This is a genomic window from Armatimonadota bacterium, assembly GCA_036504095.1.
In the GTDB taxonomy this organism is placed as follows: domain Bacteria; phylum Armatimonadota; class DTGP01; order JAKQQT01; family JAKQQT01; genus DASXUL01.
Genome location: DASXVS010000002.1, coordinates 32,025 through 53,758 on the forward strand (window position 1 = coordinate 32,025; position 21,734 = coordinate 53,758).

Sequence of the window (21,734 nt, forward strand, 5' to 3'; positions counted from 1 at the left end):
CGATGAACGTTGAAGAAGGTTTGGCGCGCAACATCGTCGACATTCATGGAGAGACCGGGGCAGAATGGGTCAGCCGGGTGCCGTCTCTCCTCGCGGAGATTGGCAAGCGCTGGTCGCTCACGTTCAGTGCTCCGTTCCCCAACTTGTCCTACAACTACGTCGCGCCGGTAACGCTTCCGGACGGCGCACACGCCGTGCTCAAGCTGGGCGTGCCGGACCGGGAACGCCTGGCTGAATTCGCCGCCCTGCCGCACTACGGCCCGGCGATGGTGCGGGTTCTGGCTTCGGACGCCACCCTCGGAGCGCTGCTCCTGGAACGCCTCGAGCCCGGCGAACCGCTCTCCAGCCTCACGGAGTCGGGAAGGGATGACGACGCGACCATCATCGCGGCCCACGTGATGCGCGCGCTCTGGCAGCCCGCCCCGGTCGGCCTGACTGTCCCCACCGTGAGCGCCTGGGCCACGGGATTCGCGAAGCTGCGGGAACGTTACGATGGCGGAACCGGGCCGCTGCCATTGGATTTCGTGGAGCAGGCCGAACGTGATTTCGCCGAACTGATCGCCGCCGAACCTGCCGTCCTCTTGCACGGCGATCTGCACCACGGGAACGTCCTCTCGGCGGGGCGGTCGCCCTGGATCGCCATCGATCCGAAGGGCCTCGTTGGCCAGCGCGGTTACGATGCGGGCAATTTTCTGCGAAGCTACGTCGAAACGCTGGCGAACCCCGCCCGCGCGCTCAAGCGCCGGATGGACATCCTCTCGGACGAACTGGGTATGGAACGCGAGACGCTTCGGCGCTGGGCCATCGCCCAGGCGGTCCTGTCCGCGTGGTGGAGCATCGAGGACCACGGTGACGGCTGGCAGGGGGCTATCGAGGTGGCGCGGGTACTCGCGGGGATGGGTGGATGAATGGGAACCGCGCCCACGCGGCGATGAGCGCCTGGCCACCCCAGTAGAGCGCCATGATTGCGATGCCCGGTGCGGAGAAGCCCAGCCTCCACTGGGCGAGCGCTATAAGCGTGTCACTGGCCCCAAACAATACCGCCCCCAGCAAGCCGATCCACGCCAGGGGATGGTTCGTCGATGGCCACGCCTGCGCGGCGGATCTCCACATCATCGCGCAGATGACCGTCAGGTAGAGCGCCACGGGGAGGGTCATCCCGCCCAGAGCCGGCAGGATGGCGAAGAAGGCGATCGCGCCCCACACTATGAACGGCGCCGCATACCCGGGCCGGAGACTGCGGTCGGCTTTTATGAAGGCGCTGATATACAAAGCGTGTGCCAGCATGAAGGCGCCGACGCCGGGAAGGAACCGGCCCAAATCCAGCAAGGCATCACCGACGGCGGAGGCCGCAAGTCCCAGGCATATGAGCGGTGATCTTCGCCCGACGATGGCCGCCAGGCACATCACCGGAGTCACCTTCAGCGCAACGCTCCACGTTCCACCGATTCCCGCCACATAAGCCCAACCTGCGCCGGCCGCGAGCAGCATCAGAAGCAAACGCGGAAACGAGGAAACCGGGAATCTGCGCTTGAGTTTCCCGGTTTCCTGATTCCCCAGTGCCACTACTTCTTTGCGCACCATTTCACGGCGTTATACAGGATCTTCCGGACGTTCTGGTTGAAGAACGTGGGAACGCTCTCGTGCCCGGGGCGGAAATAAAAGACGCGCCCAATGCCTTCGCCCTGGCCAACGCCCTTGCCGGGGCCTGAGGTGAAGTCAGGGTCGATGCCTTTGCCCACCGTCCAGCACGCACCGCTGGGGAAATACTCTCCTCCGAACGGGAAGTATGACTGCAGGACGACCACTGATGGCGGTGGAACGGCGAATGGCGCCCCGTACATCTCCTCACCGTCCAGCACGAAGTCGTCCACACCGGCCGCGATGGGGTGCTTCGGGGCGCAAACGGTGATCTCCTCCACTTCCGGCGGCTCGTTCTCGCGCCATCCGCCCTTCAGATGGCCGGGCGCTTCCAGAATGGCGCCAAAGGTCTTCGAGTAGTGCGCGGAGTGCAACGCGATGAAGCCCATTCCGTTCTCGCGGACGGCCTTCTTCACGATCGCCACGGTCTCATCGCTTACCTGCGAATGGCGGACGTGCGCCCACCAGAGGAGGACATCGGTGTCAGCGAGCGCTTCGGCTGTGATGCCCTGGTTCGGGTCATCAAGGTTGGCGGTCTTGACCACGATTCCGTCTCCGCCGAGTGCGCGAAGGCCTTCGGCCACAGCGCCGCGGATGTTTTCAGGGTAGATCGCCTTAGGCGCGTGGCCGGGGTTCTCATCCCAGACCAATACGCGAATCTTGTTTGCCATCGTAATCGTTCTCCTCATCTAGCGCGGACGCCTCGCCCGCATTTATGAAACTCGGGCACAGAGGCCCGACCTACCACACTGGACGTTGGAAAACGGAAGTGAGACGATGGATTCCGGTGCCAGTCACCCAGCCTCCACCTCTGTTCATCCAACCTCCAAGTTCAAACTTCTCACGTCCAGCTTCCGGCCGCGTACGTAGGCAGCCACCGTCATGCGGTCGTCGCCGCGCCAGACGCACAGCGATAACACTTCGTCCGCATCCATCGCCTCCACCGCGGCCTCCGGCGGGGCAACCGCCGACGGATCCACAACCAGTATATCCGCCTCCTTGCCTTCGGCCAGCGAGCCGGCTGTATCCGTAACGCCCAGCGCCTGCGCCCCGCCGAGCGTCGCGAGGTGGAAAGCGTGGCGCGCGAGCAATGGCGCGACGCCTTTCGTGAGCGCGGACCGCGCGTTCCTCGTCTCGATGGCGCCGCGCATAACGCGCCACATATTGAGGTCGGGTCCGCCCGCCACATCGGACCCCAGTCCTACGGCAACTCCGGCGGTGCGCAGCGCATCGAGCGCCATCATCCCGCTCGCAAGATAGAAATTGGAGGTCGGACAGTGCGCCACCCGTGTGCCGGTGACGCCGAGGGTTTCCCGCTCACGGTCGGAGAGATGGATAGCGTGCCCCATCACGGTTCGGGGTCCCAGCAGGCCGCAGCGGGCGTAAACGTCGGTGTAGTCCAGCGCATCCGGGAATCGATCTGCGATAGCCTTCAGTTCATCGATATTCTCGGAAAGGTGCGTTTGAATGCCGGCGTCATACCACGCCGCGATCTCGGCGGCGCCGCGCATCAGCGCCAGGGAGCACGCCACGGCGAAGCGGGGGCTGACGGCATATCGAATGCGGCCGCCATCCTGTCCATGCCACTTGCGGCACAGTCGGTCGGTCTCCTCGAGGCTCTGGTCGATGACACGGGTGGGCGCGGTGTCGGAATACGTTTCGTCATCCATCATCACCTTGCCCATGGAGACGCGCAATCCGGCGGCTTCCGCGTGCTGAAAGCACACCTCGGCGCTGTCTTCCCAGACCGCGAGGTAGATTCCCGCCGTGGTGGTGCCATTGGCGGCCAAATCCCGGAAGAAAAGGGGCGCGAGGGCTTCCGCCTCAGCGGCGCGGAATCGGCGTTCCATTGGGAAGATGTTGCGGTGAAGCCAGGGAAGGAGGTCGCCCGAACCGGCGCCCGCCGCGGGATACTGCGGCAGGTGCGTGTGGGCGTCTATGAGGCCGGGCAATACGAGCGCGGGGCGCATGTCGTCGATGCGTACATCGGGGTGGCGCGGCAGGAGAGACGCCGCGTGCCCCACGTCCACGATGCGCCCGGCGCCGTCCCACAGGACGACGCCGTCGCGCCACTCCTCCAGAGCGCCGTACACCGGCGCGTGGATCATGCGCCCGCGCAGGCCGGTCAATTCGGTTGTGTCAGTCGGTGACACGCACTTTCACCCTGTCTGATCTCTTGTTGGCTTCGCCTCGGCGGACCGTATTCGGAACACCCGATGCGCCACCCAGTAATCTCTCCAGCGCCGGTAGCAAGGTGGAAACACGCCGCGCCCGGATCAGCAAATCCCATATGGGCTCGCACTTCTTCCAGCCGCCGGCATAGATGGCGTGGCGCAGTCTATCGGCCCACCGTTCGTGAGCGCCGGCCCCCTTCAGGATAGCGCCCCATCGGTAGAAATCGCGGTACGCCCTCCAGTATCCACGCTCCAATGTGCCGGCGTCCATTCCCGCCGGCCGAAACACGGCGTGACGGGTATCATACAGGTCCCAATCACGATGCAGGATACGGCCCTGCGCGACCATACGACACCAGGTCGCGGTGCCCGGGTAAGGAGTCAGGACGTGAAACGTCGCAGTCTCGATTCCCTGCCCAACCGCCCACTCCACAGTGCGGTCGAACACTTCCGCGTCGTCATGGTCGAGGCCGAACACGAACGATGCGTTGACCATCACGCCAAGATCGTGCAACCGGCGGACGGCCTCATCATAGTCCCGCTTGAGGTTCTGGTATTTGTGCTGTTCGCGCAGGTTCTCCGCGTTGAGTGTTTCAAAGCCGACGAACAGGCTTCTGAGGCCGCAGGCGACCGCCTGCTCCAGCAGTCCAGGCTCCAGAAGGGTCTGCACGGTTCCCGCCGCCTGCCAGACCCGGCCCGCGCCGCGCATGCCCGCGAACAGTGCCGAGGCGAAGCGGCGATCGCCAAACAGGTGGTCGTCCAGAAAGTACAGATGGCGGCCGGGCAGGCCGGCGATCTCCTCCAACGCCGCATCGACGGCCTGTGTGTAGAACGACCGACCGCCGGCGAAGAACGACTCCTTGTAGCAGAAATCGCACGTATGCGGACAACCGCGGGATACGACGATGGAGTTGGGCACAAGGTAGAGATTGCGGCGGATGAGGTCGCGCCGGGGCCGCGGGGCCCCATCCAACGTTCGCACGGTCGACCGGTACACCTTGCCTGGGCGGCCCGCGCGAAAATCGGCCAGGAAGGCCGGCCAGGTATCGTCGCCGGGCCCGAGGAAGACGGTGTCGGCGTGGCGGGCCGCCTCATCCGGCAGGGAGGTAACGTGCAGGCCACCAAGAGCCACATGGACCCCCTGCGCGCGATAGTGGTCGGCGATCTCGTACGCGCGCCGGGCGGAAGTGATATAGACCTGGATCGCAACCAGGTCGGGCCTGTCGTTCAGTTCCAGCTTCTCGACATGCTCATCGCAAATTTGGATTTCGTCTGCATCATCCAGGTAGGCCGCCAGTGTCGCGAGTCCAAGTGGCGGAAACAGGGAGTATTTGACCGGCCGAAAGAAAGGGCTATGCGCTTCAGTTAGCGCTGGCAGGATCAGTTTTGCGTGCAAAGGGCGTCTCCCGTGTGAGTGGAGGGCGCTGGGTTGCGCCCTCCACTGAGGAGAACGGGCCGTTTCGGAACAGTGTCACGCGCGACAGAATGCTACAGCACGCGCGCTCCGCCGGAGGCCGATACGGCGTACAGGTGCGGGACCAGGTCGCTTTCCTTTGGCAGAACGCTGATCGCTTCCTGGTACAGGCCTGGAACCTCGGCCATGAACTGGGCCAGCGATTCCTTCCGGAGCAGCGTCACGGTGCAGCCGCCAAAGCCGGCCCCTGTCATGCGACTGCCGAGCACGCCCGGTATGCTCCGTGACGCGGTCACCATCGCCTCGAGGTGCGGTCCGGCGCATTCGTAGTCGGCCACCAGGCTGTCGTGGCTTGCGTTCATCAGCGCGCCCAGACCTTCATACACGCCCGCCTTCAGGGCCTCTCGAGCCCCGAGAACCCGCGCGTTCTCGGATACCACGTGGCGTGCCCGGCATCGGATCACATCCGGCAGGTGGGGCTGGTGAATCTGGAACTCATCAAACGTCACGTCCCGCAGGTTCTTCATCCCCGGTATGAACTGCTTGAGCAGCCGAACGGCTTCTTCGCACTCTTCGACGCGCTTTGCGTAGACCCCCTCCGTCAGGCCGCGATGCTTGCTCGTGTCCGCGACGACCATCGCCAGGCCGGCCGCATCGGGATCGAAAGGAATGTGCTCGAAGGAGAGGTCGCGGCAATCCAGGAAAAGCGCATGGCCGTCCTGCCCCACCGCCGATATGAACTGGTCCATGATGCCGCTGGGAACGCCGATAAACTCGTTTTCCGCCCGCTTGCATATCTGCGCCATCTCCGGGCCCGGAATCACGTGCCCTGAGTTGTGGGCGAGGGAGAGGCACGCCGCGACTTCCAGGGCGGCGCTGCTGCTGAGCCCGCTGCCGACCGGCACATCGCCTTCCAACGCCACGTCCGCGCCGCGGAGCGGGTAGCCGGCCTCCTGCATCGCCCACGCCACCCCTTTGATATATTGCGCCCATTTGATGCCACTCTTCTCGATATCGTCCAGCGGAAACGATGCGTCGCCGGGGAAATTGGCGGAGTGCAACACGACCGTCTCGTCGGGACGCGATCGCACCGCCATCAGCACGTCGAAGGACAGCGCGCACGGCATCACAAAGCCATCGTTGTAGTCCGTGTGTTCACCGATGAGGTTGACGCGGCCTGGTGCGCGGGCTATGAAGGCTGGTTCGCCGGAGAAACGCCGCGAAAATGCGGCGGAAACATGAGTCAAGCGTTCTTCTGTCATGGTTGTCCGTTTGGGTGCAGGGGTCCGAGGACCGGGAGTTCATCAACCATAGGTTAGCGCTAATGAGCGCCGGGTGAAAGGGACGTGACGGGTTTCGGGTGTCAGGTGTCGGGCCTGCCACCCATCACCTGACACCCGGCACCCCCTCACTCGGGGCCGTAGATATCCGTATAGTAATCCCAGTCCGGATCCGTGGCGCAGCGGATGAACGCCACCTGACCCGAGTGGTATAAATCCTCCGAGGACAGGGCCGCGACGCCGCTCACCAACGGCATCGACATGCCATAAATGGACACCTCGGTGTCGAGCGGCGAACCGCTCCATTTCCCGGTGATGAAATCGCACAATTCGCGATGCGATGCGTCAAGCATCGCGAGCAGCTTGTCGCGATCGCGCTCGGGCTCCGTGAGGGAATCGTAGTCCGGTTCCTTGCCGGACTGCAGCGATTGCAGCGCCGCCCGGTCATCACAGATCAGGTGCGCGATCGTTTCCGTAATGCTCTTGCACTCCTGATAAGGCTTCCAGTCCCATTGATCCGCCTTGAGGCCCTTCAAGTGCTTCAGAAAGGACTGCCGGCTCTTCCGGAGTCCCTGGACGGCATCGGCAACGGTGTAAGGCATAGTTCATACCTCCTGCTCGGATGGAACGAGGAAATGGGGAAATGAGGAAACGGTTCCGGGTCATTTCCCCATTTCCTCGTTTCGCGATTTCCGTCTTCTCAGTGCATTTCCTTGTCGCCGTACAGCGTCTGGATGTAGTTCACCTGGCCCAGGTGATATGTCAGGTTCCAGAAATGCATGGACATGACCGCCGCCAGGGGCATGTCGAACCCGCCGCCAAACGGCAGGTGAACCATGGTCATGAACTCGGACTCCGGTACGGCGCGCAGCGCCGCAAACAGCTTAGCGGTGCCTGCCTGGCAGACCTTCTCACACTCGTCGATGGTCTTCCACTGCTGGCGGGCTTCACGGCCCTTCTCCATATCCCCCGGAGTGATATCCGGAAACTTCCGGTCCGCCACCAGAGGGGTTAGCCAGGAGGGCGCCTGAGCGCATTCCTGCAGGATTCCCAAAGTCGTTCGTCCTTCGCCCAGTGGGCTCCATTCGAGTTTGTCCGCCGTCGTCGCGCGCGCCGAACGGAAGAGATCCCCCATGGCTTTCTCCGTGGCGCCGATGATATTGTCCTGGTAACTCATCAATGTCTCCATATGTGAGCGTTGTCGGTGGGCCGGGAGCGGCGCCGCTCAGATCGCCGGTCCGGACAGCAACAAAGGGCGCCCGTTGAGGGCGCCACCATCGGAAGCCCATGATAGCACATACGTTCGTGTTTTTTCACCACAGGATGCCGCCGAAATGCACCGCTGATTGCAGGGCGGGGCCTTCTGCATCGGCAGAAACCGACGCCTGGCCGACAAATCCGGTTGAATCCGGCTCACATGGAACGGCCCATCGGCGTGCAACCGGCTCCAGCCGGTTTCGTCCCGCAGCCGTCGGCTTCAGGCGATGCAGAAGTGTGCGATTTCTCTCCACAATCCTGACGAGCGCCACGGTGGCCGCCTTCTTCGGAGCCCGCGGGCAGTCCCCGCCGTACGCGACGATGTCTACTACAATTCATCGCGCAGCCGGAAGTAATATGAACAGCGATGTCGTTAACACTGTGGAGGTGAATGATGCTAGAGGCTTACCTGAGCGTACTGGAACTGGACTTTTTCGAGGTGACGGAGGCCTTCAGAGGGCTGGCAGACGGGAACGTCTGGAAGCGGCCCGCCGAAGGGCTTCTCTCGGTGGGAGAACTCGCGGGGCACATCGCATACTGGGAAGCAGCGAGGCTGGCCGGCGAGGGCAAGGAAGGGACGTGGCGGCCAGACCTGACCAAATGCCGGGTGAGCAGCCCGCTCATCGATGACCGGTTCGCCTATTACCCGATGACGATAGCGGCGCCTCCTTCGGAGGAGCATCTGGCGATGAGCGCGGAGCAGGTCTGCCGGGAGTTGCTGCGGGTGAACGAGGAAGCGGTCGCGTATTTGCGGGCGCTGAATCCCGATCTGGACAGCCCCGCGCCCGGCTGGCCGCCGGAGTGGACCTATGCCCAGACCCTGAAGTATCAGGCGTTTCACGTAGCCTACCACACGGGCCAGATGTACACCGTAAGGCACCTTCTGGGCGAGGAAACGCCGGACAACTGAGGGTGCTGCCTTTGTCGATGGATACCCTCCAGTAGTCCGTTCCCGAACCCGGTGCGCACCAGTATCGTGCCCTAGAGCACATCCACTGGGATAGCTCAAGGGCTGCGCCCCAACTTACGGACTACGCAACAGGTGGAGTTGGCGGGGGATCACATCCCCTGCGGGCCAGGCCTTCGCGAGCCTCACGCGCAGTGATCTCGTCGGGATCATCCAGGCGTCGCACCAGGGCCTCACGGATCTCCGGCATGTCAAGATCGATCCCTGCCAGTCCCGTTGTCGCCCAATCGCGTACGATGATCTGTTCGTCCTCCGACAGCTCGATCAAGGTCTGCACGGTCTGGTCGTCATCTAGGCCGCACAGGGCGAACGCCACGGAATATCGCACACTTCCGCTCCAGTGGTTCTTCAGGGCAACCAGCGGCGGAACCATTCGGGGGTCGGTCTCGAGATCCATTGAATCCATACTGGCTTTGAGATGTCCCAGCCCGATTCCGGCGGAGTTCAGGACACACGCACGCTTGTCCTTCAGGAGATTGAGCAGGATTTGCAGTCGCTCCTCCAGAAAGGGCAGCTTATCCCATCCGAGTTGACCGAGAACGTCCGCTGCCAGCGCCCGCTCCGCCGCAACCTTGCTCTGGCTGTATCGCACGGCGACATCGAACACCTCGCGGTTGCCGTGGGCGTGCAGGACACAGAGAAAGGTCAGGTATTCCTCCACGTCCTTGGTGAGGTTGGCTCGCTGGAACAACTCCGCCACCGGCTGTGGATTCTCGTCCATGAGACGTTGAATCCAGGCAACGAACTCGGCAGTAGCCACTTGCCACCTCCATTCTTAACCGCAATCGCCCCTTGGGCCGTCGACCAGGGACCAAGCGGCGGAGATATCGTGACCCAGGCCGCCCTACTCGCTCTCAGCCTTGTCCCGTGTGGGCCGGTCGTTCTGGATGCGGCTGCCGGTGGGGCCGCGCTGGCCCTGGTATTTGCTTTTGCGTGACGGGTGGCCGTACGGCAGTTCCGACGGGCTGGAGAGACGGGTGAACGAGATCTGGCAGACGCGCATGTTGGGATAGAACGCCACGGGCATTTTGCCCACGTTGCTCAGTTCCAGCGTGATGTTGCCCTCGAAACCGGGGTCGATGAACCCGGCGGTGGCGTGCACCAGAATCGCCAAGCGGCCGAGGCTGCTGCGTCCGTCCACCTGGCCGACGATGTTATCCGGGATCTTCACGTATTCCTTGATGCTGCCCAGCACGAACTCGCCGGGGTGCAGCATGAAGACGCCGCCATCGGGGACGTGGATAACCTCGGTATAGTCGTCGGTATCGTCCTTGAGCGGGTCAATGAACGCTCTTTGCGCGTGCTTGAACACGCGGAAATCGTTGCCGAGGCGGAGGTCGATGGATGCGGGCTGGATCTGGACGCAGGGGTCCTCGAGCGGCTCAACGACGATGGTCCCCGCCGCCAGCGCCCCCTTGATGTCTTTATCGGATAGCATACTGCATTGTAAAGCATTCAGCATCCAGCATCCAGCATTCAGGTCCGAAACCTGGATGCTGAATGCTGGATGCTGAATGCTGGATGCTGAATGCTGATATCCGCTGAGGTTACTTGGTGTCCGGCACGACGCGCGTGGTGATGAAGAGTGTGACGTCCGAGTGGGTCTTGCTGGTCTGACGGTGCTTGAACAGCTCACCGAAGATCGGAATCTTGCTCAGGTATGGCACCGACGTCATCGTCTTGATCTCGTCTTCGCGCATCAGACCGCCGATGGCGACCGTTTCGCCGTCCTTAACCCTGATGGTCGTGTCAACGCTGCGCTCCGAGATACGGGGCAGGGTCACGTTGCCGTAGGTGTCGAGGGAGACCAGCGACGATACGGTTGGGTGAACTTCCAGCGTGATATCACCTTCCGGCGAGATCTTGGGCACAGTAAGAAGCGTGATGCCGACATGCGCCTTTTCGGTCTGATAGGTCAGCTTGGCAGACGCAGAGTCATAGGTCTGGCTGATGACGTAGGTGATCGTGTCGCCGATGAAGATCCGTGCGGGCCTTCCGTCAACGGCGGCGACCTTGGGGTCAGCCAGCAGGCGGGAGTTCTGCAGAATCTGTTGGAAGTCCGGGTCGATGCCAACGTTGAACGGCAGGCGGGAGAACTGGCCGAAACTCAGCACGCGGCCAGCGGTAGCGCCCGCGCTTTCGGACACGCCCGTCGGTCGCGGCGTGTACTTCAGTCCCAGTTTGAAAGCGTCGTCGTCGTTGAGGTCCATCACGCGTGCGGTGATTTCCACCTGGCGCGGGGCAACGTCCATTCGTTCCAGGAGGGCTTTGGCCTTGGCCAGGGCGCTGGGATAGCCCGTGAGCAGGAGCGATGTAGGCTCTTCTCCGGCCGTGAACGAGACCTTGGTGTCGGTTACCGAGGCGCCAGGGGTGAGTACGGCGCCCGAGGATTCCGTCTTCTCGTTTGCCAGCGTCACTTCGGTCGTGGCGTTGCTGCTGCTGCCGACTTTACCTTCACCGGGCAGGCGTCTGCCGGGTCCCGGGGTAACCATGATGTCCGGTATCAGGCTGGTGAGCGTGCGGGTTGCCTCGAGTATGTTCAGGTACTTGCAGTCGTAGACGATGGTCTGGCGCTCGCTCTCGCCGCTGCCGGAGGCGCCTTCCATCCGCGAAAGCAGTTCACGGCCCTGTGTCACCTCCTCCACGGAACCGGTGAGGGTTACCATGGAGGTCCCCTGCGGCTGCGCCAGCAGGGAAGGTATCATTTTGGTCAGGGTGACCACCGCATCCGCCGGTTTCAGCGATGTGAGCGTGTAGATGGAGGTTTCCGACGCGCCGGGGTACATTTCCTTCAAGCGCGCGGGTGAAGCCACCACATAGGTACCGCCGATGCTCTGGTAGCCCAGCCCGTTCAGGCGGGTTACCATGTCCAGCGCCGACGCCAGGTCGACGCTCTTCAGGGAGACGCTGATCTGCTTGTCCTTGGCCTCCGGTCCGGCGACGATGTTGCTGCCGGTCTGGGTGGCGAGGGCCTTCAGTACGTCCACGATGTCCGCGTTGACGAAGTTTACGGTCACGGTGCGACCGGTTTCGGGTGCCGCCAGTACGCGGGTATGCGGGCCCGAAATGATCAGCGCAACCGCCAGAGCCGCGCCGGCCAGAGTTTTTCGTGTCATTCGATTCATTGCCATCTCCGATTCCAGGGATACGGTCAGGGTCTTCGGTATTCGGTCAAGGGCTGGGCGAGCCGGCCCCCGTCGCGTTATTCCGATGTCCTATTTCTTTGCCGGCGTCGCGGCCGGGGTTTCTCCATCGAGACGAAGTGTCTTCTTCTCTCCGCCGCCTTCCAGGACCACGGTGGTTTCCTGAATCGCCACAAGGCGGAATTTGGGATCGAGTATGTCGCCTACTCTCGCGATGCGGCGGCTGCCGTCGAAGTGCTTCAGCACTGCCACATCCGGATTGCCCTGCACGACGCCGGACAGCACGTACGGCATCGGGGGCGCAACCGGCGCCGCGGCCACCAGTGTTCCCGGTTTGGTCACCAGCGGCGATGGCGCAGTGACGGGGGTCGGGGTCCCAAATGAATGCAGCATCGGGTTGACCGTGGGCAGAGGCGTCATGTTCGGCAGTTCGGTCACCAGCACGGGCTTCGAAGTCGTTCCCGCCGGCGATGCGGACGGCGCACCGGTCTCAGCCAGTTTGACGGTCTGGACGAAGGGATCCCTGTCGCCCAGCGGCACCTCCACGATTCGCTGCTTCTCAAGGGACATGACCGGGCCCACCGCCGCCGCCACGGCCGGAGCGGCCTGCGCTACTACCGGAGCCGGCGGCGCCTTGGGCGGGGGAGCCGCCACCGTCGTCGTCTGGATTCGCCAGAGGAAGAATCCCAGGCACAGCGGCAACGATGCGAGGGCGATCATCTTCTTCTTGCGTTCTCTTGTTTCTCGTTCTAGACTATCCATCGTCTTTTCCCTCTCGTTGTGCTATCCACGGGCAACCGCTTTGGAGGCGGCCATGCCCTGGCCTTCGGCCACTTTGGCTCCGGAGGTCGCTGCCGGTGCGGGCGTTGGGGCCCCGGCCACGCTTGCGCCAGGCGCCGCGGGCGTCGCTGCTGGTGAAGGCGGCAGAACGAAGGCCGTAAGCGAGAGCGCTGCCGTAAGCGATGGCGACTGGCTGGTCTTCGGGCCCGCCGCCGGTTGCAGTTTGATGCTGCTGAGCGCGAGGATCTTGCGGAATCTGGTCAGATTCTTCAGGAACTTCTGCACCGTGCCATAGCTGCCGGTAACGTTCATTTCGAACTGATATTGAGTGGTTCCGCCGGCGCTTGCCGCGGGTGCGGCGCCCGTTGGAGCCGCGGCTGTCTTCGGGCGGAACTCCAGGATTTTCACGCCGCTGCTAACCGCTGTCTTCTCAATGTCGCCCAGGAGCGTCGGGATGTACTGCGGTTGCGGCAGGCCCTTCTCCAGGAACTGAACCTGAGCCTGCATATTCCCGTACTGCGCCTGAAGAGCGGGCAAGCCGGCGCTGACGGTGCGGACGTTGTTCAGCGCGGTTTCCTTGCCGGCCAGCGTCTGTTCCATAGCGGCCTTCTTGTTGTGAACGCTCATCACCAGGCCGGCGCAGACGATTGTCTGCACGCCAAGCACGATGCCGAGTACACTCAGGGTACGCTTGTCCAGGCGGCTTCGTTTATTTGCCATCGGTCGCTCCCTCCAGCGGTACGAGTGCGCCGGCCATCTCGAAGTTTACGAGCTTGTCCTTGCTGCTGGCCTGCGTATAATGCAGTTCCACGCTCTGCACGTATGGTTTTCCGTTCAGGTGCAGCATCGCTTCGCCCACCGACTTCTGCGAGATCGTTTGACCGGTGACGATGAAGCTGTCCGCGGGCTGCGCCTGTGTAGCGAAGGATGTGAGCCACGCCTTCGCCGGCAAACTGGCTCCCACTTCCTGGAGAACCGCGCGCCAGCGATTGGTGGAGTTCTGCGCAGCGAGCAGGGTGGCAACCCGGGGCTGCACCGCGGCCATGTCCGCCTGCAATTGCTCCACCTTCGCAACGGTGGTTTGCAGCATCGCCGTCTGGGCATCCACGTCCCGGATGCGGCTGCGGGTGGTCTGGATCGAGAACGTCATGAAAACCACGCCCATGACCGTCAGCGCGCCCACCGCGAACATGCAACGTGCAAGTACTCCGCGTATGAACTCCAGTTTTCGCCGCTCCGCGCGCCGCGCGGCGATCAGGTTGATCAATAACATCTCAGGCTCCTCAAGGCGATTGACCGCCAGGGTGGGCAACACGCCCTCATCGTGCGGTCGCGGCGGGTTCTTTCGCCGCCTTCGAATTCGACTTCAGTTTGGGAAGGCCCTGATTGGAGGCCTTGGTTCGCGGCGTCGCGGCAACATACCGGCGCGCCACTATCTCGCGAAGCGCCAACCCGGCGGCAAGCACCATGGAGGCGGCGTCCGCGGAAAGGAGATTGGCGCGCGCTTCGTCCAGGTTTACAAAGCGCTGATGGAATACGTCCGCCATTTCGACCGGCATATCCAGGATGGAATGCAGGTAAGTATCCAGGCCCTTCAGTTTTCCAGTGCCCCCGCTGATGATCAGCCGATGGACCAGGCCTTCCTGGCCCCCCTCGGGGAACTGGCTCTGGTAGAAGTTGATGGACCGGCGAATCTCCTTGACCACCTCTTCGAGCAGGGGCACCACGGCGCCGGCCACTTTGTCTGTCCGCAGCAGGCTGCGGTCTGCAGTGGCCTGAGTGACGTCCATGGACATTTTGATCCGCTCGGCTTCATCCGTGTCGCAACCCAGCGCCTGGGTGATCGCGCTTGTGATTGCATTCCCGGCGGTGCCGATGGTGCGGGTGAAGACGCTGCGGCCGTTCTTGACGATGTTCACGTCCGTATAGGACGCGCCGCTGTCAACGATCGCGATGGTTTCATGGAAAAGCTCCGGGTTCGGAGCCGTGTCGATGAGTGCGCGCATCGTGGCGAAAGAGCCGATGTCCAGAGCGAGTGGCTCGAGCCCCGCCGCTTCCATCGCGTTCACATAGCCGTCCACCAGCGCTCGGGGCGCCGCGACCAGCATCACGTTCATTTCCGTGGGAAGCAGCCCCGCGTCGTCCGGCAGGATCTGGAACTCCACGACGGAGTCCTCGATGGGGAACGACACGTATTTCTTTGCTTCCCAGGCGATGGTCTTGCGGAGCACGGCTTCAGGAAGCCTGCCCATCTTGATCTGGCGCACGATGACCGCCGGGCCCGACAACGCGCCCACAGCGCCGACCGTCTCAATGCCGGTCCCGTCCAAAAGTCCGCGTATGGCCGCCGCCGTCGCCGCGACGTCCATGACGCCGGACTCCGTGACTGCGCCGGGCGGTGTGGGCGCGATGCCCACCAGGCCCAATTCCACGCCGCGGCGTGTTTCCGTAATCTCCGCAACTTTGATCGAGTGCGTGCCAATATCCACGCCCAGGGTCTTGTTGCTCTTCTTTGTTCCGAACAGAGAAATCTCCATTGCCGCCTCACTTAGGGGGTCCGAGATCCGGGTTCCCGCGCCCGACACAATTGATTCAGCGCCGCAGACGCCGGCCCCGGATACCAATCCGGATTGCACATCACTTATGCCATGCACCGCATCGGATTTGGGACTACAAAGTTTAACCGCCATCCCGAGGGCCCGTGGGCCTTCTCACCGATGCAGGCCAAAAAGAGGCCGGGAGGCATCGCTGTCGATGCCTCCCGGCCTCCTGCGCAGCCTTTTAAGGCTGGAGCATTCAATTATGCGGCGGTCACTTCGCCGGCGCTTTGCGAGCGCCCTGCCACCCGATCGGATGAGGGTTTGTGGTGGGGGCGGGGCGGAGCCTGATGGGCCGCCGGCCCGCGCGGGACGTTAAGCTCGCACAGACGGTTTCCGGGATTTTGGCGGCCACCACGCGGCGGAAAAGGATAGCGTGACCCGCGTTATTCGGGTGCGTGCCGTCGCTGGAATACGCCGGCAACAGGCTTCCATCCGGCGTTCCGTAACCGGACATGAAGTCAAGGGCGTTCGCGCCGAAGGTTCGGTTGATAAAGGCCCTCAGTTGCGCCATCTGGGCGCGCTTGTCGGCGGTGAGGTTCCGGGGCTGCGGCGTGGACACCCAAAGGGGGATTCGCGCAACCCTCGCCGCGGTGGCGATGGTCTCGAAATTGTGGTACGCCTCTTCCAGCGAATAACCGCTCGCAATGTCGTTCGAAGGGAGGCTGAGGATGATGGCGTTGGGCTTGAGCGCTATGGCGGAGGTGATGTTATGGGCGGGATCCGGGGCCGGCCGGTTGGCGCGGGGCACTCTGCCGGTCGGCAGCACCTGATACGTCGTGTACCCGCTCACCGCCAGGTCTATGACCTTGTTGGCGGGGCTTATGCTCTGAAGGTAGGAATTGTACTGATTGACCCAGGACATGGACACCGGGGCCGCCCCCGCGCCGGCAGCGGTGGAAGACCCCAGCACGACCACCGTGAAATGGGTCCGGCAGTCATTGTAAGCGGAGGTGTTGCGAGCATTGGGCGCCATGGGCGGAGCGGCATGGGCCGCCGCCACGACGGCGAACGCAACCGCGATCAGCAATCTGCGAATCATAGGGGGACACTCCTCTTCTTTGCCGTGCCGCTTTGTCAGCGGACACGCCGGATAGAGACCCTGGCGGTTCCCCTCCGGACAAACCCCAGTTGATGCGCCACGTCGCGGCTGACATCAATCTCACGCCCTGGGACGAAGGGGCCATAGTCGCGGCAGACCGCGTGAACGGTGCGGCCGCCATAGGAAATCGCGAAGGTGTGCCCCCGCCATTCGCGGTGGCGCGACGCAAACGAGGAACGCGACGGAGCGTCGTAGAACGACGCCTTGACGCTTCGAGCCTGGGCAGCGCTCGAAACAAGCGCCAGTAACAACAGAATCCACTTCATAAGCAACAGAATTAGGGGTTGGCGCCTTGCGACACGCAAGACGGAATCGAGAGGCTGATTGCCTGGCGACGAGGCAATTCCCCTGCCCTTCCCTTTATTATACCACACTACGCCCGAGACCGAAACGAAGAGGCCGCCCGGGCGGGCGGCCTCCAGGATTCCAGACAGCGGTTGTCCGCTAGTTCTTGCGCCCACCTGCCTGCGGAACTTCCAGGATGACGCCGCGGGCATCGACGTTCACATCAGTGTACGCGCCGGTGCTGTCCTGCACGAAAACCCCGTGGAAAACCGCCCGAAGACGGGCCTGCGCCACTCCGACGCCCCCAAAGCGGCCCTCGATGACGCCTGTCAGATCGCCGAAGTTCTCGTTGACGGCTGTCATCGGTCCGGTGATGAACTTCCTCGTGTTCGGGGCAAACATCGTAATCACGCCGTCCGTGAGCCCGTCGCCGTTCTTATTCAGCACCGTCTGCGTGCGCAATTCCACTTCGACGGGGATGATGATGGGCGATACCGCAGCGTCCGCACTGGTCACGATGAGGATCGTGCTGCCCTTGTAGAGGCCGGTTGAAGTCACATCGTCCAGTGTTTTTGTGGAGATCTGCTTCAGGGTGAAGGAGAACGCCGTGACCTTGGAGATCACGGGAGCCGGCATGGTTGAGGGCTTCTTGCAGTTTGCCTGTGCAAATGAAGCGGTTCCGATGGTGGCCGCAGCCACGGTAAGGGCGATTGAGCGTAACAGTTTCACGAGCTTGCCTCCTCTGTCCTCATGCTGCGGCGGTGGACGCAGATCGAGATGATTGGCCCCCGATTGGAGCTGTTCCACTCAGATTATGTCGCCATTCCATTCCCGGCGCCATCGTTGAGAAGCCGGATAAGTGTGCGAACCAAATTGGTTGGAGCACCCGACCTACGCTTCCCTGAACGCCCCGGCCGCCTGTTTCCCGGCGCTGCGGATTCAGCTTCCGGGAAGCAGTGCCTCGGCGTTCGAGGACCGGGCGGGCAAGAGGATGCCGGCATCCGCGCGAAGGCGCTCCAGCATAAGGTCCCGCATTTCGGCGGCGTTCACCAAGCGGCAGACCGCGTCGCCCACCGTGCCGATGCGCTGGATTCCGCATTCCGTCATCTCGCCGTCGAGCCGCATAAAATCGCGCTGTTCGCCCCAACGGTGGAAACGACCCGGCAGTTCGTGCACCTGCCCTTCGGAATCCGTGATACGCATCATTCCGCTTCCCGGAAGCATGTGATACGGCACGTCCGCCAGTTCCTCGACCATATGGATGCTGGTGTTGGATTCGTGGTCGCACCCCAGCAGCAGGATCTTACCCCCGGCCGTGCAGAGCTTGTCGTAGGGGCTCCCAGGGCCGCACGGCGTGGCGCAGAACTCGTGCCCGTCAGTGAACCACGCAGCGCGCGCGCCGATGGCGGTAACGGAATGCGTGGGCTGAAGGCTCCGAAGCGCCCCCCGAAATTGGCGGGCGGCCTCCGGGACGGCGCCGATGTTCAGGGTGGGCGATGTCCGAACATCGAATACCGGCGGGTGTTCCGGCGAGATACCCGGGTGCCCGGTGTGCGCCGGGAACAGGGCTGTGCCCTGCGGCCCAACCGCTTCCACCAGCGCGCGCACCACGGTCTCCGCTCCGCCTTCCACGTACCCGATACGCGATAGCGAAGCGTGCGTGAGCACGGAATCGCCGGGCATGATGCCGAGGTTGCGGAGATCGGTTATCAACCGCTCAAGCGGCACAGTCTGTTTCGATTGCATACGAGAATGGTAGCGCCGTGGGCATTCGGCATCCAGTATCTGGCATAAAGGTGCGAATGGCAGACGCCCATTAGCGAATATACAACCGCAAGGGGCCCATTTTCTTGGTGCAGATATTGGTTAGTCTTCCGGCAATCAATCCGTTCACCATGGGGGCATGAAAACCACCACGTTGTTCCTGTTGGGCGCGCTGTGTGTCGTCCCCGCTCGCGCCGCCGTTTGCCATAGTGATTCCGTTCGTGTTGATGCCGTGGGTGGCAGAATCCGCGTTTCGGTGAAGAGTGGAAAGGGGTGGCTGCCGGTCCTGGAGTCGGCCGCGTCTCGCGGCGGGGCGCGGATCAACACGCTGGAGTACACTTCGGCCGACGTGACCGTCCCGATGGTGTCTATCTCGCGGCGACTCCCCGATGACGGCGCCGTTTACACTCACCTTCGGCCGGAAGGCAACCGCCTTCACGTTGAGACGACCGTCAATCTCAACCCCAACGGCCCGACGGATGTGGAGGCATTCGACGCCGGGTGGAATTTCCTGGGCGGAAAGCCGGACGCCACCTGGACGCCGAACCTGACGCCCAACCCGGACGAGGTCATCGGCAGGCACGTTTTCCGCAGCCCCGCGGTGGTGGTCCAGCGCGGCAGGCTGGCGGCCGTCCTGCTGCCGCAACTGGATGGTGACCTGGGCGCTGTACCGCTGCCCCCAACCCTGGGCCTGGACGTGCGGGACCCGAAGGGCGCGCGCCTCGATTTCGACCTGCAGGAGCACAACGTGGTGCGCCACGTGTTCTGGCGGCACGAGACGGGTAAAACAACGCGCCACAGCGGCACGCGGGAGTTCCACTACTCGTACGACATCCTTCTGACCGCCAATGCCGAGCCCCGCCGGGCGTACCGCATGGCCACGCGATGGTGGGACCGGTTGATGACCGCCGATAATGTGCGCGCGCAATCCGTTCCGTGGGCACGTTACGCGGCGACGGGCATCGATCAATATATGCTGCCGGTCATCTGGCGCCAGGGGGTAATGGACGGCGAAGTGGTGGGCGGGGCGACGATGAACTCCTGGGGCTATGCGAACGCGACGTGGTTCCAGTGCTGGTTCAATGACCTGCGTTCCGCGTACGGCACGTACCTGTGGGGGAAGCGCCTACAGCGTCCGGATCTGGTTGAGAAAGCCCGGCAGACCCGCCAGTTGCTGCTCCACAGCCCGCAGAAAGACGGGCTCTTCCCGGTGATCTACGATTGGGACAGCGCAACATGGCACCAGTTCACCGCCGGCGGCGGGCCGGATATCTGCCACGTGGTGGACTGCGCTTGGGCCGCCTACTGGCTGCTGATGTGGGACCAGGACCTGGAGACGGACCCGGCCTCAATTGCCTTCGCTCGGCGGTTTGGCGACTACCTCGTGGCGAACCAAAAACCTGACGGCAACTTGCCGGCCTACGTCACGATGGCCACCATGCAGCCGACCACTCACCTCGCCGAAGGCGCCGAGTCGGCCGGGTGCGGCATGTTCCTGGCATTCCTGGGACGCGTGACGCACGAAGCGAAGTACACGGAGGCCGCGCGAAGGGTGGCGGCGTATGTGCGGCGGGACATCATACCGCGCAACAAGTGGTTCGACTATGAGACGTTCTACAGCTGCAGCGGCAAGCCCGAGACCTTCTACGACAGCATCACCGATCAGAACCCGCAGAACAATTTGAGCATCCATTGGGCCGCCGAGATGTTCCGCCAGTTGTACCTCGCCGGCCATAAGCCCGCCGATCTCAAGGAGGGCGAGGCGCTGATGGACTACCTGAACCTATATCAGCAGTGCTGGTCGCCGCCCTGGATGACGTTCGAGGGCTACGGGGGCTATGGTGTCCAGAACACGGACGCAGAGTGGAACGACGCACGCCAGGCGCAGTTCGCCTGCACGAACCTCGACTATTATGCGCTGACGGGGAAGGCGGCCTACCTGAATCGCGGAATCGCGGGCCTGCGCGCCGGGTTCGCGACGACGTATATGCCCGAGAACGCCCTCATCTCCCCGCTGGCCTACACCAAGAAACCAACCGGCCACGCCGATGAGAACTATGGCCACGGGGGGGTGAACGGGCCCGCCGGCCCCACCTCGTGGGACTGGGGAACGGGCAGCGCGCTGGCGAGTGTAGCCTACGCTCGGCAGAAATACGGCGACGTGTGGGTGGACTGGAACACGAAGCAGGCGTTCGGCATCGATGGCGTTTCGGCAAGGCTCTCGGAAGATTTCCCTCAGATCACGCAACCGGGCGGGACGCATCCGAAGCTGATCATCGGGTCCGGCGTCCGGACCGTTTCGCCAGTCGTCGTGAAGGGCAAGGGCAAGCCACGCGCGGACGTGCTGATAAATGGGAAGCCGGTGAAACTGAACGCGTACCAATGGAAGAACGGCTTCACGGTGACACCGGCCGTCGGTGCGGTGGTCCACCACCTTGCGCCGGTATCTCTGACGGCGGACAACGCCGTCATCCGCTACGAGGTATGGCCGCTGAAGGGCGCCAAACCGCGCCGGGTCGTCTCGTCCGTCTCGCCGGGACATATCGGGCTGACCGCGAAGGTGACCAAAGTCGCGGACGGCACGTTTGAGGCGCGTTGGGATGCGGCCTCGTTCAAGCCGAGTACCCAGACGCTGACGTACCAGTTCAACGACGACAACGGCCGCGTGCTGGGGCCGTTCCGCGTGCCGGTGGTGCGGTTCGGCCAGGAGACGCCGCTGTGGAGCGATGATTTCGCGGGACCGGCGGCCCTCGGGCAGGTTGGCATGGACCCGGGACCGGACTGGACCGTCCTCAAGCCGGCGCCCGGACCAACTCTCTCTGTGAGTATGGGCCTCCGCCTGACCATACCGGCAACCCAGGCCTATGACCTCTGGAACAACGCATGGGACGGGCCGAGGGTGATGCGAAAGGCGCCGGAAGGCGATTGGTCGTACACCGTCACGATGGAGGTCCCGGGCATCCGAGGCGACGGGCAGGCGGGGCTGGCGGTCGGGCTAGGGTCCGGGGCCTACGCCATGTTCGGTCCGTTCCAGGGGACATCCATAGCGCTGGAGGCCAGCGGGCGCAACGGCATGGGGTCGATTCCGCTACCGGCGCCTGGGACGAAGATCGAGCTGAGGGCGAGGCGGGCCGGCGACACGCTGTGGTTCGACTGCCGGCCGGACGGCGGGCGGTGGTCGGTCGCCGTGCCGCTGCGGGTTGAGGCTGCGCCCGGCGAGGTAGGCCTGTTCGCGAAGACGTGGCAGGCGATACCTTTGAGCGTTACGTTCAACCGGGCGGCGATGGCAAAGCTCGACTGAACCGTCGAGTCCGGCACTCAGGCCAGTGC

Annotated in this window: 21 protein-coding genes; 3 read left to right on the forward strand and 18 right to left on the reverse strand. The window is 63.4% G+C overall.

The annotated features are described in order from the left end of the window. The first annotated feature begins 2 nt into the window (after positions 1–2). The gene (locus VGM51_00295) at positions 3–908 is read left to right on the forward strand and encodes an aminoglycoside phosphotransferase family protein (protein ID HEY3411472.1); all 906 of its coding nucleotides are present in this window, start codon (positions 3–5) and stop codon (positions 906–908) included. Here VGM51_00295 and VGM51_00300 read toward each other — a convergent pair. The 7 genes from VGM51_00300 to VGM51_00330 all read right to left on the reverse strand — a co-directional run bounded on the left by VGM51_00300 (position 868) and on the right by VGM51_00330 (position 7,686). After that, the gene (locus VGM51_00300; GenBank protein ID HEY3411473.1) at positions 868–1,584 is read right to left on the reverse strand and encodes a lysoplasmalogenase; all 717 of its coding nucleotides are present in this window, start codon (positions 1,582–1,584) and stop codon (positions 868–870) included. The genes VGM51_00295 and VGM51_00300 overlap by 41 nt on opposite strands. Continuing rightward, a complete protein-coding gene (locus tag VGM51_00305) occupies positions 1,566–2,312 on the reverse strand; it encodes a ThuA domain-containing protein (protein ID HEY3411474.1) in 747 nt (248 codons plus the stop codon). Before VGM51_00305 ends, VGM51_00300 begins: the two co-directional genes overlap by 19 nt. Before the next feature lie 144 nt (positions 2,313–2,456). Next, positions 2,457–3,794, reverse strand: coding sequence for a guanine deaminase (locus VGM51_00310; GenBank protein HEY3411475.1), 1,338 nt, complete (start codon positions 3,792–3,794; stop codon positions 2,457–2,459). Beyond that, complete coding sequence (locus VGM51_00315) at positions 3,781–5,211, reverse strand: radical SAM protein (GenBank protein HEY3411476.1); 1,431 nt, start codon at positions 5,209–5,211, stop codon at positions 3,781–3,783. The genes VGM51_00310 and VGM51_00315 overlap by 14 nt, the downstream gene beginning before the upstream one ends. 92 nt (positions 5,212–5,303) lie before the next feature. After that, on the reverse strand, positions 5,304–6,491 hold the full coding sequence (gene galK, locus VGM51_00320) for a galactokinase (protein HEY3411477.1): 1,188 nt from the start codon (positions 6,489–6,491) through the stop codon (positions 5,304–5,306). Positions 6,492–6,637: 146 nt separating this feature from the next. After that, positions 6,638–7,111 carry a DinB family protein gene (locus VGM51_00325; GenBank protein ID HEY3411478.1) on the reverse strand — a complete coding sequence of 158 codons (474 nt, stop codon included), beginning with the start codon at positions 7,109–7,111 and terminating at the stop codon, positions 6,638–6,640. Positions 7,112–7,209: 98 nt separating this feature from the next. Continuing rightward, the gene (locus VGM51_00330) at positions 7,210–7,686 is read right to left on the reverse strand and encodes a hypothetical protein (GenBank protein ID HEY3411479.1); all 477 of its coding nucleotides are present in this window, start codon (positions 7,684–7,686) and stop codon (positions 7,210–7,212) included. A gap of 471 nt (positions 7,687–8,157) precedes the next feature. Here VGM51_00330 and VGM51_00335 point away from each other — a divergent pair, with 471 nt between their 5' ends. Next, complete coding sequence (locus VGM51_00335) at positions 8,158–8,676, forward strand: DinB family protein (protein ID HEY3411480.1); 519 nt, start codon at positions 8,158–8,160, stop codon at positions 8,674–8,676. 121 nt (positions 8,677–8,797) lie between these two features. On the opposite strand, the gene VGM51_00340 is transcribed toward VGM51_00335, so the two are convergent. The 11 genes from VGM51_00340 to VGM51_00390 form a co-directional block, all read right to left on the reverse strand. After that, entirely contained in the window at positions 8,798–9,493 is a 696-nt protein-coding gene (locus VGM51_00340) for a HEAT repeat domain-containing protein (GenBank protein ID HEY3411481.1), read from the reverse strand. A gap of 84 nt (positions 9,494–9,577) precedes the next feature. Beyond that, complete coding sequence (dcd, locus tag VGM51_00345; GenBank protein ID HEY3411482.1) at positions 9,578–10,171, reverse strand: dCTP deaminase; 594 nt, start codon at positions 10,169–10,171, stop codon at positions 9,578–9,580. A gap of 109 nt (positions 10,172–10,280) precedes the next feature. Then, positions 10,281–11,858 (reverse strand): hypothetical protein, encoded by a 1,578-nt coding sequence (locus VGM51_00350; protein HEY3411483.1) that lies wholly within the window; start codon positions 11,856–11,858, stop codon positions 10,281–10,283. Positions 11,859–11,948: 90 nt separating this feature from the next. Further along, positions 11,949–12,638: a hypothetical protein gene (locus VGM51_00355; protein ID HEY3411484.1), complete on the reverse strand. Its 690-nt coding sequence runs from the start codon at positions 12,636–12,638 to the stop codon at positions 11,949–11,951. A gap of 21 nt (positions 12,639–12,659) precedes the next feature. Continuing rightward, positions 12,660–13,376, reverse strand: coding sequence for a type 4a pilus biogenesis protein PilO (gene pilO / locus VGM51_00360; protein ID HEY3411485.1), 717 nt, complete (start codon positions 13,374–13,376; stop codon positions 12,660–12,662). Further along, positions 13,366–13,929: a PilN domain-containing protein gene (locus VGM51_00365; protein ID HEY3411486.1), complete on the reverse strand. Its 564-nt coding sequence runs from the start codon at positions 13,927–13,929 to the stop codon at positions 13,366–13,368. Before VGM51_00365 ends, pilO begins: the two co-directional genes overlap by 11 nt. Positions 13,930–13,975: 46 nt before the next feature. Beyond that, positions 13,976–15,193, reverse strand: coding sequence for a type IV pilus assembly protein PilM (pilM, locus tag VGM51_00370; GenBank protein ID HEY3411487.1), 1,218 nt, complete (start codon positions 15,191–15,193; stop codon positions 13,976–13,978). A gap of 274 nt (positions 15,194–15,467) precedes the next feature. Beyond that, complete coding sequence (locus tag VGM51_00375; protein HEY3411488.1) at positions 15,468–16,295, reverse strand: SGNH/GDSL hydrolase family protein; 828 nt, start codon at positions 16,293–16,295, stop codon at positions 15,468–15,470. 35 nt (positions 16,296–16,330) lie between these two features. Beyond that, positions 16,331–16,621, reverse strand: a complete 291-nt coding sequence (locus VGM51_00380) for an RlpA-like double-psi beta-barrel domain-containing protein (GenBank protein HEY3411489.1) — start codon at positions 16,619–16,621, stop codon at positions 16,331–16,333. 178 nt (positions 16,622–16,799) lie between these two features. Then, on the reverse strand, positions 16,800–17,369 hold the full coding sequence (locus tag VGM51_00385) for a hypothetical protein (protein HEY3411490.1): 570 nt from the start codon (positions 17,367–17,369) through the stop codon (positions 16,800–16,802). Between the two features lie 210 nt (positions 17,370–17,579). Then, entirely contained in the window at positions 17,580–18,386 is an 807-nt protein-coding gene (locus VGM51_00390; GenBank protein HEY3411491.1) for an AAC(3) family N-acetyltransferase, read from the reverse strand. 157 nt (positions 18,387–18,543) lie between these two features. On the opposite strand from VGM51_00390, the gene VGM51_00395 reads away from it, so the two are divergent. After that, positions 18,544–21,705 carry a hypothetical protein gene (locus tag VGM51_00395; GenBank protein ID HEY3411492.1) on the forward strand — a complete coding sequence of 1,054 codons (3,162 nt, stop codon included), beginning with the start codon at positions 18,544–18,546 and terminating at the stop codon, positions 21,703–21,705. Positions 21,706–21,734 lie beyond the last annotated feature (29 nt).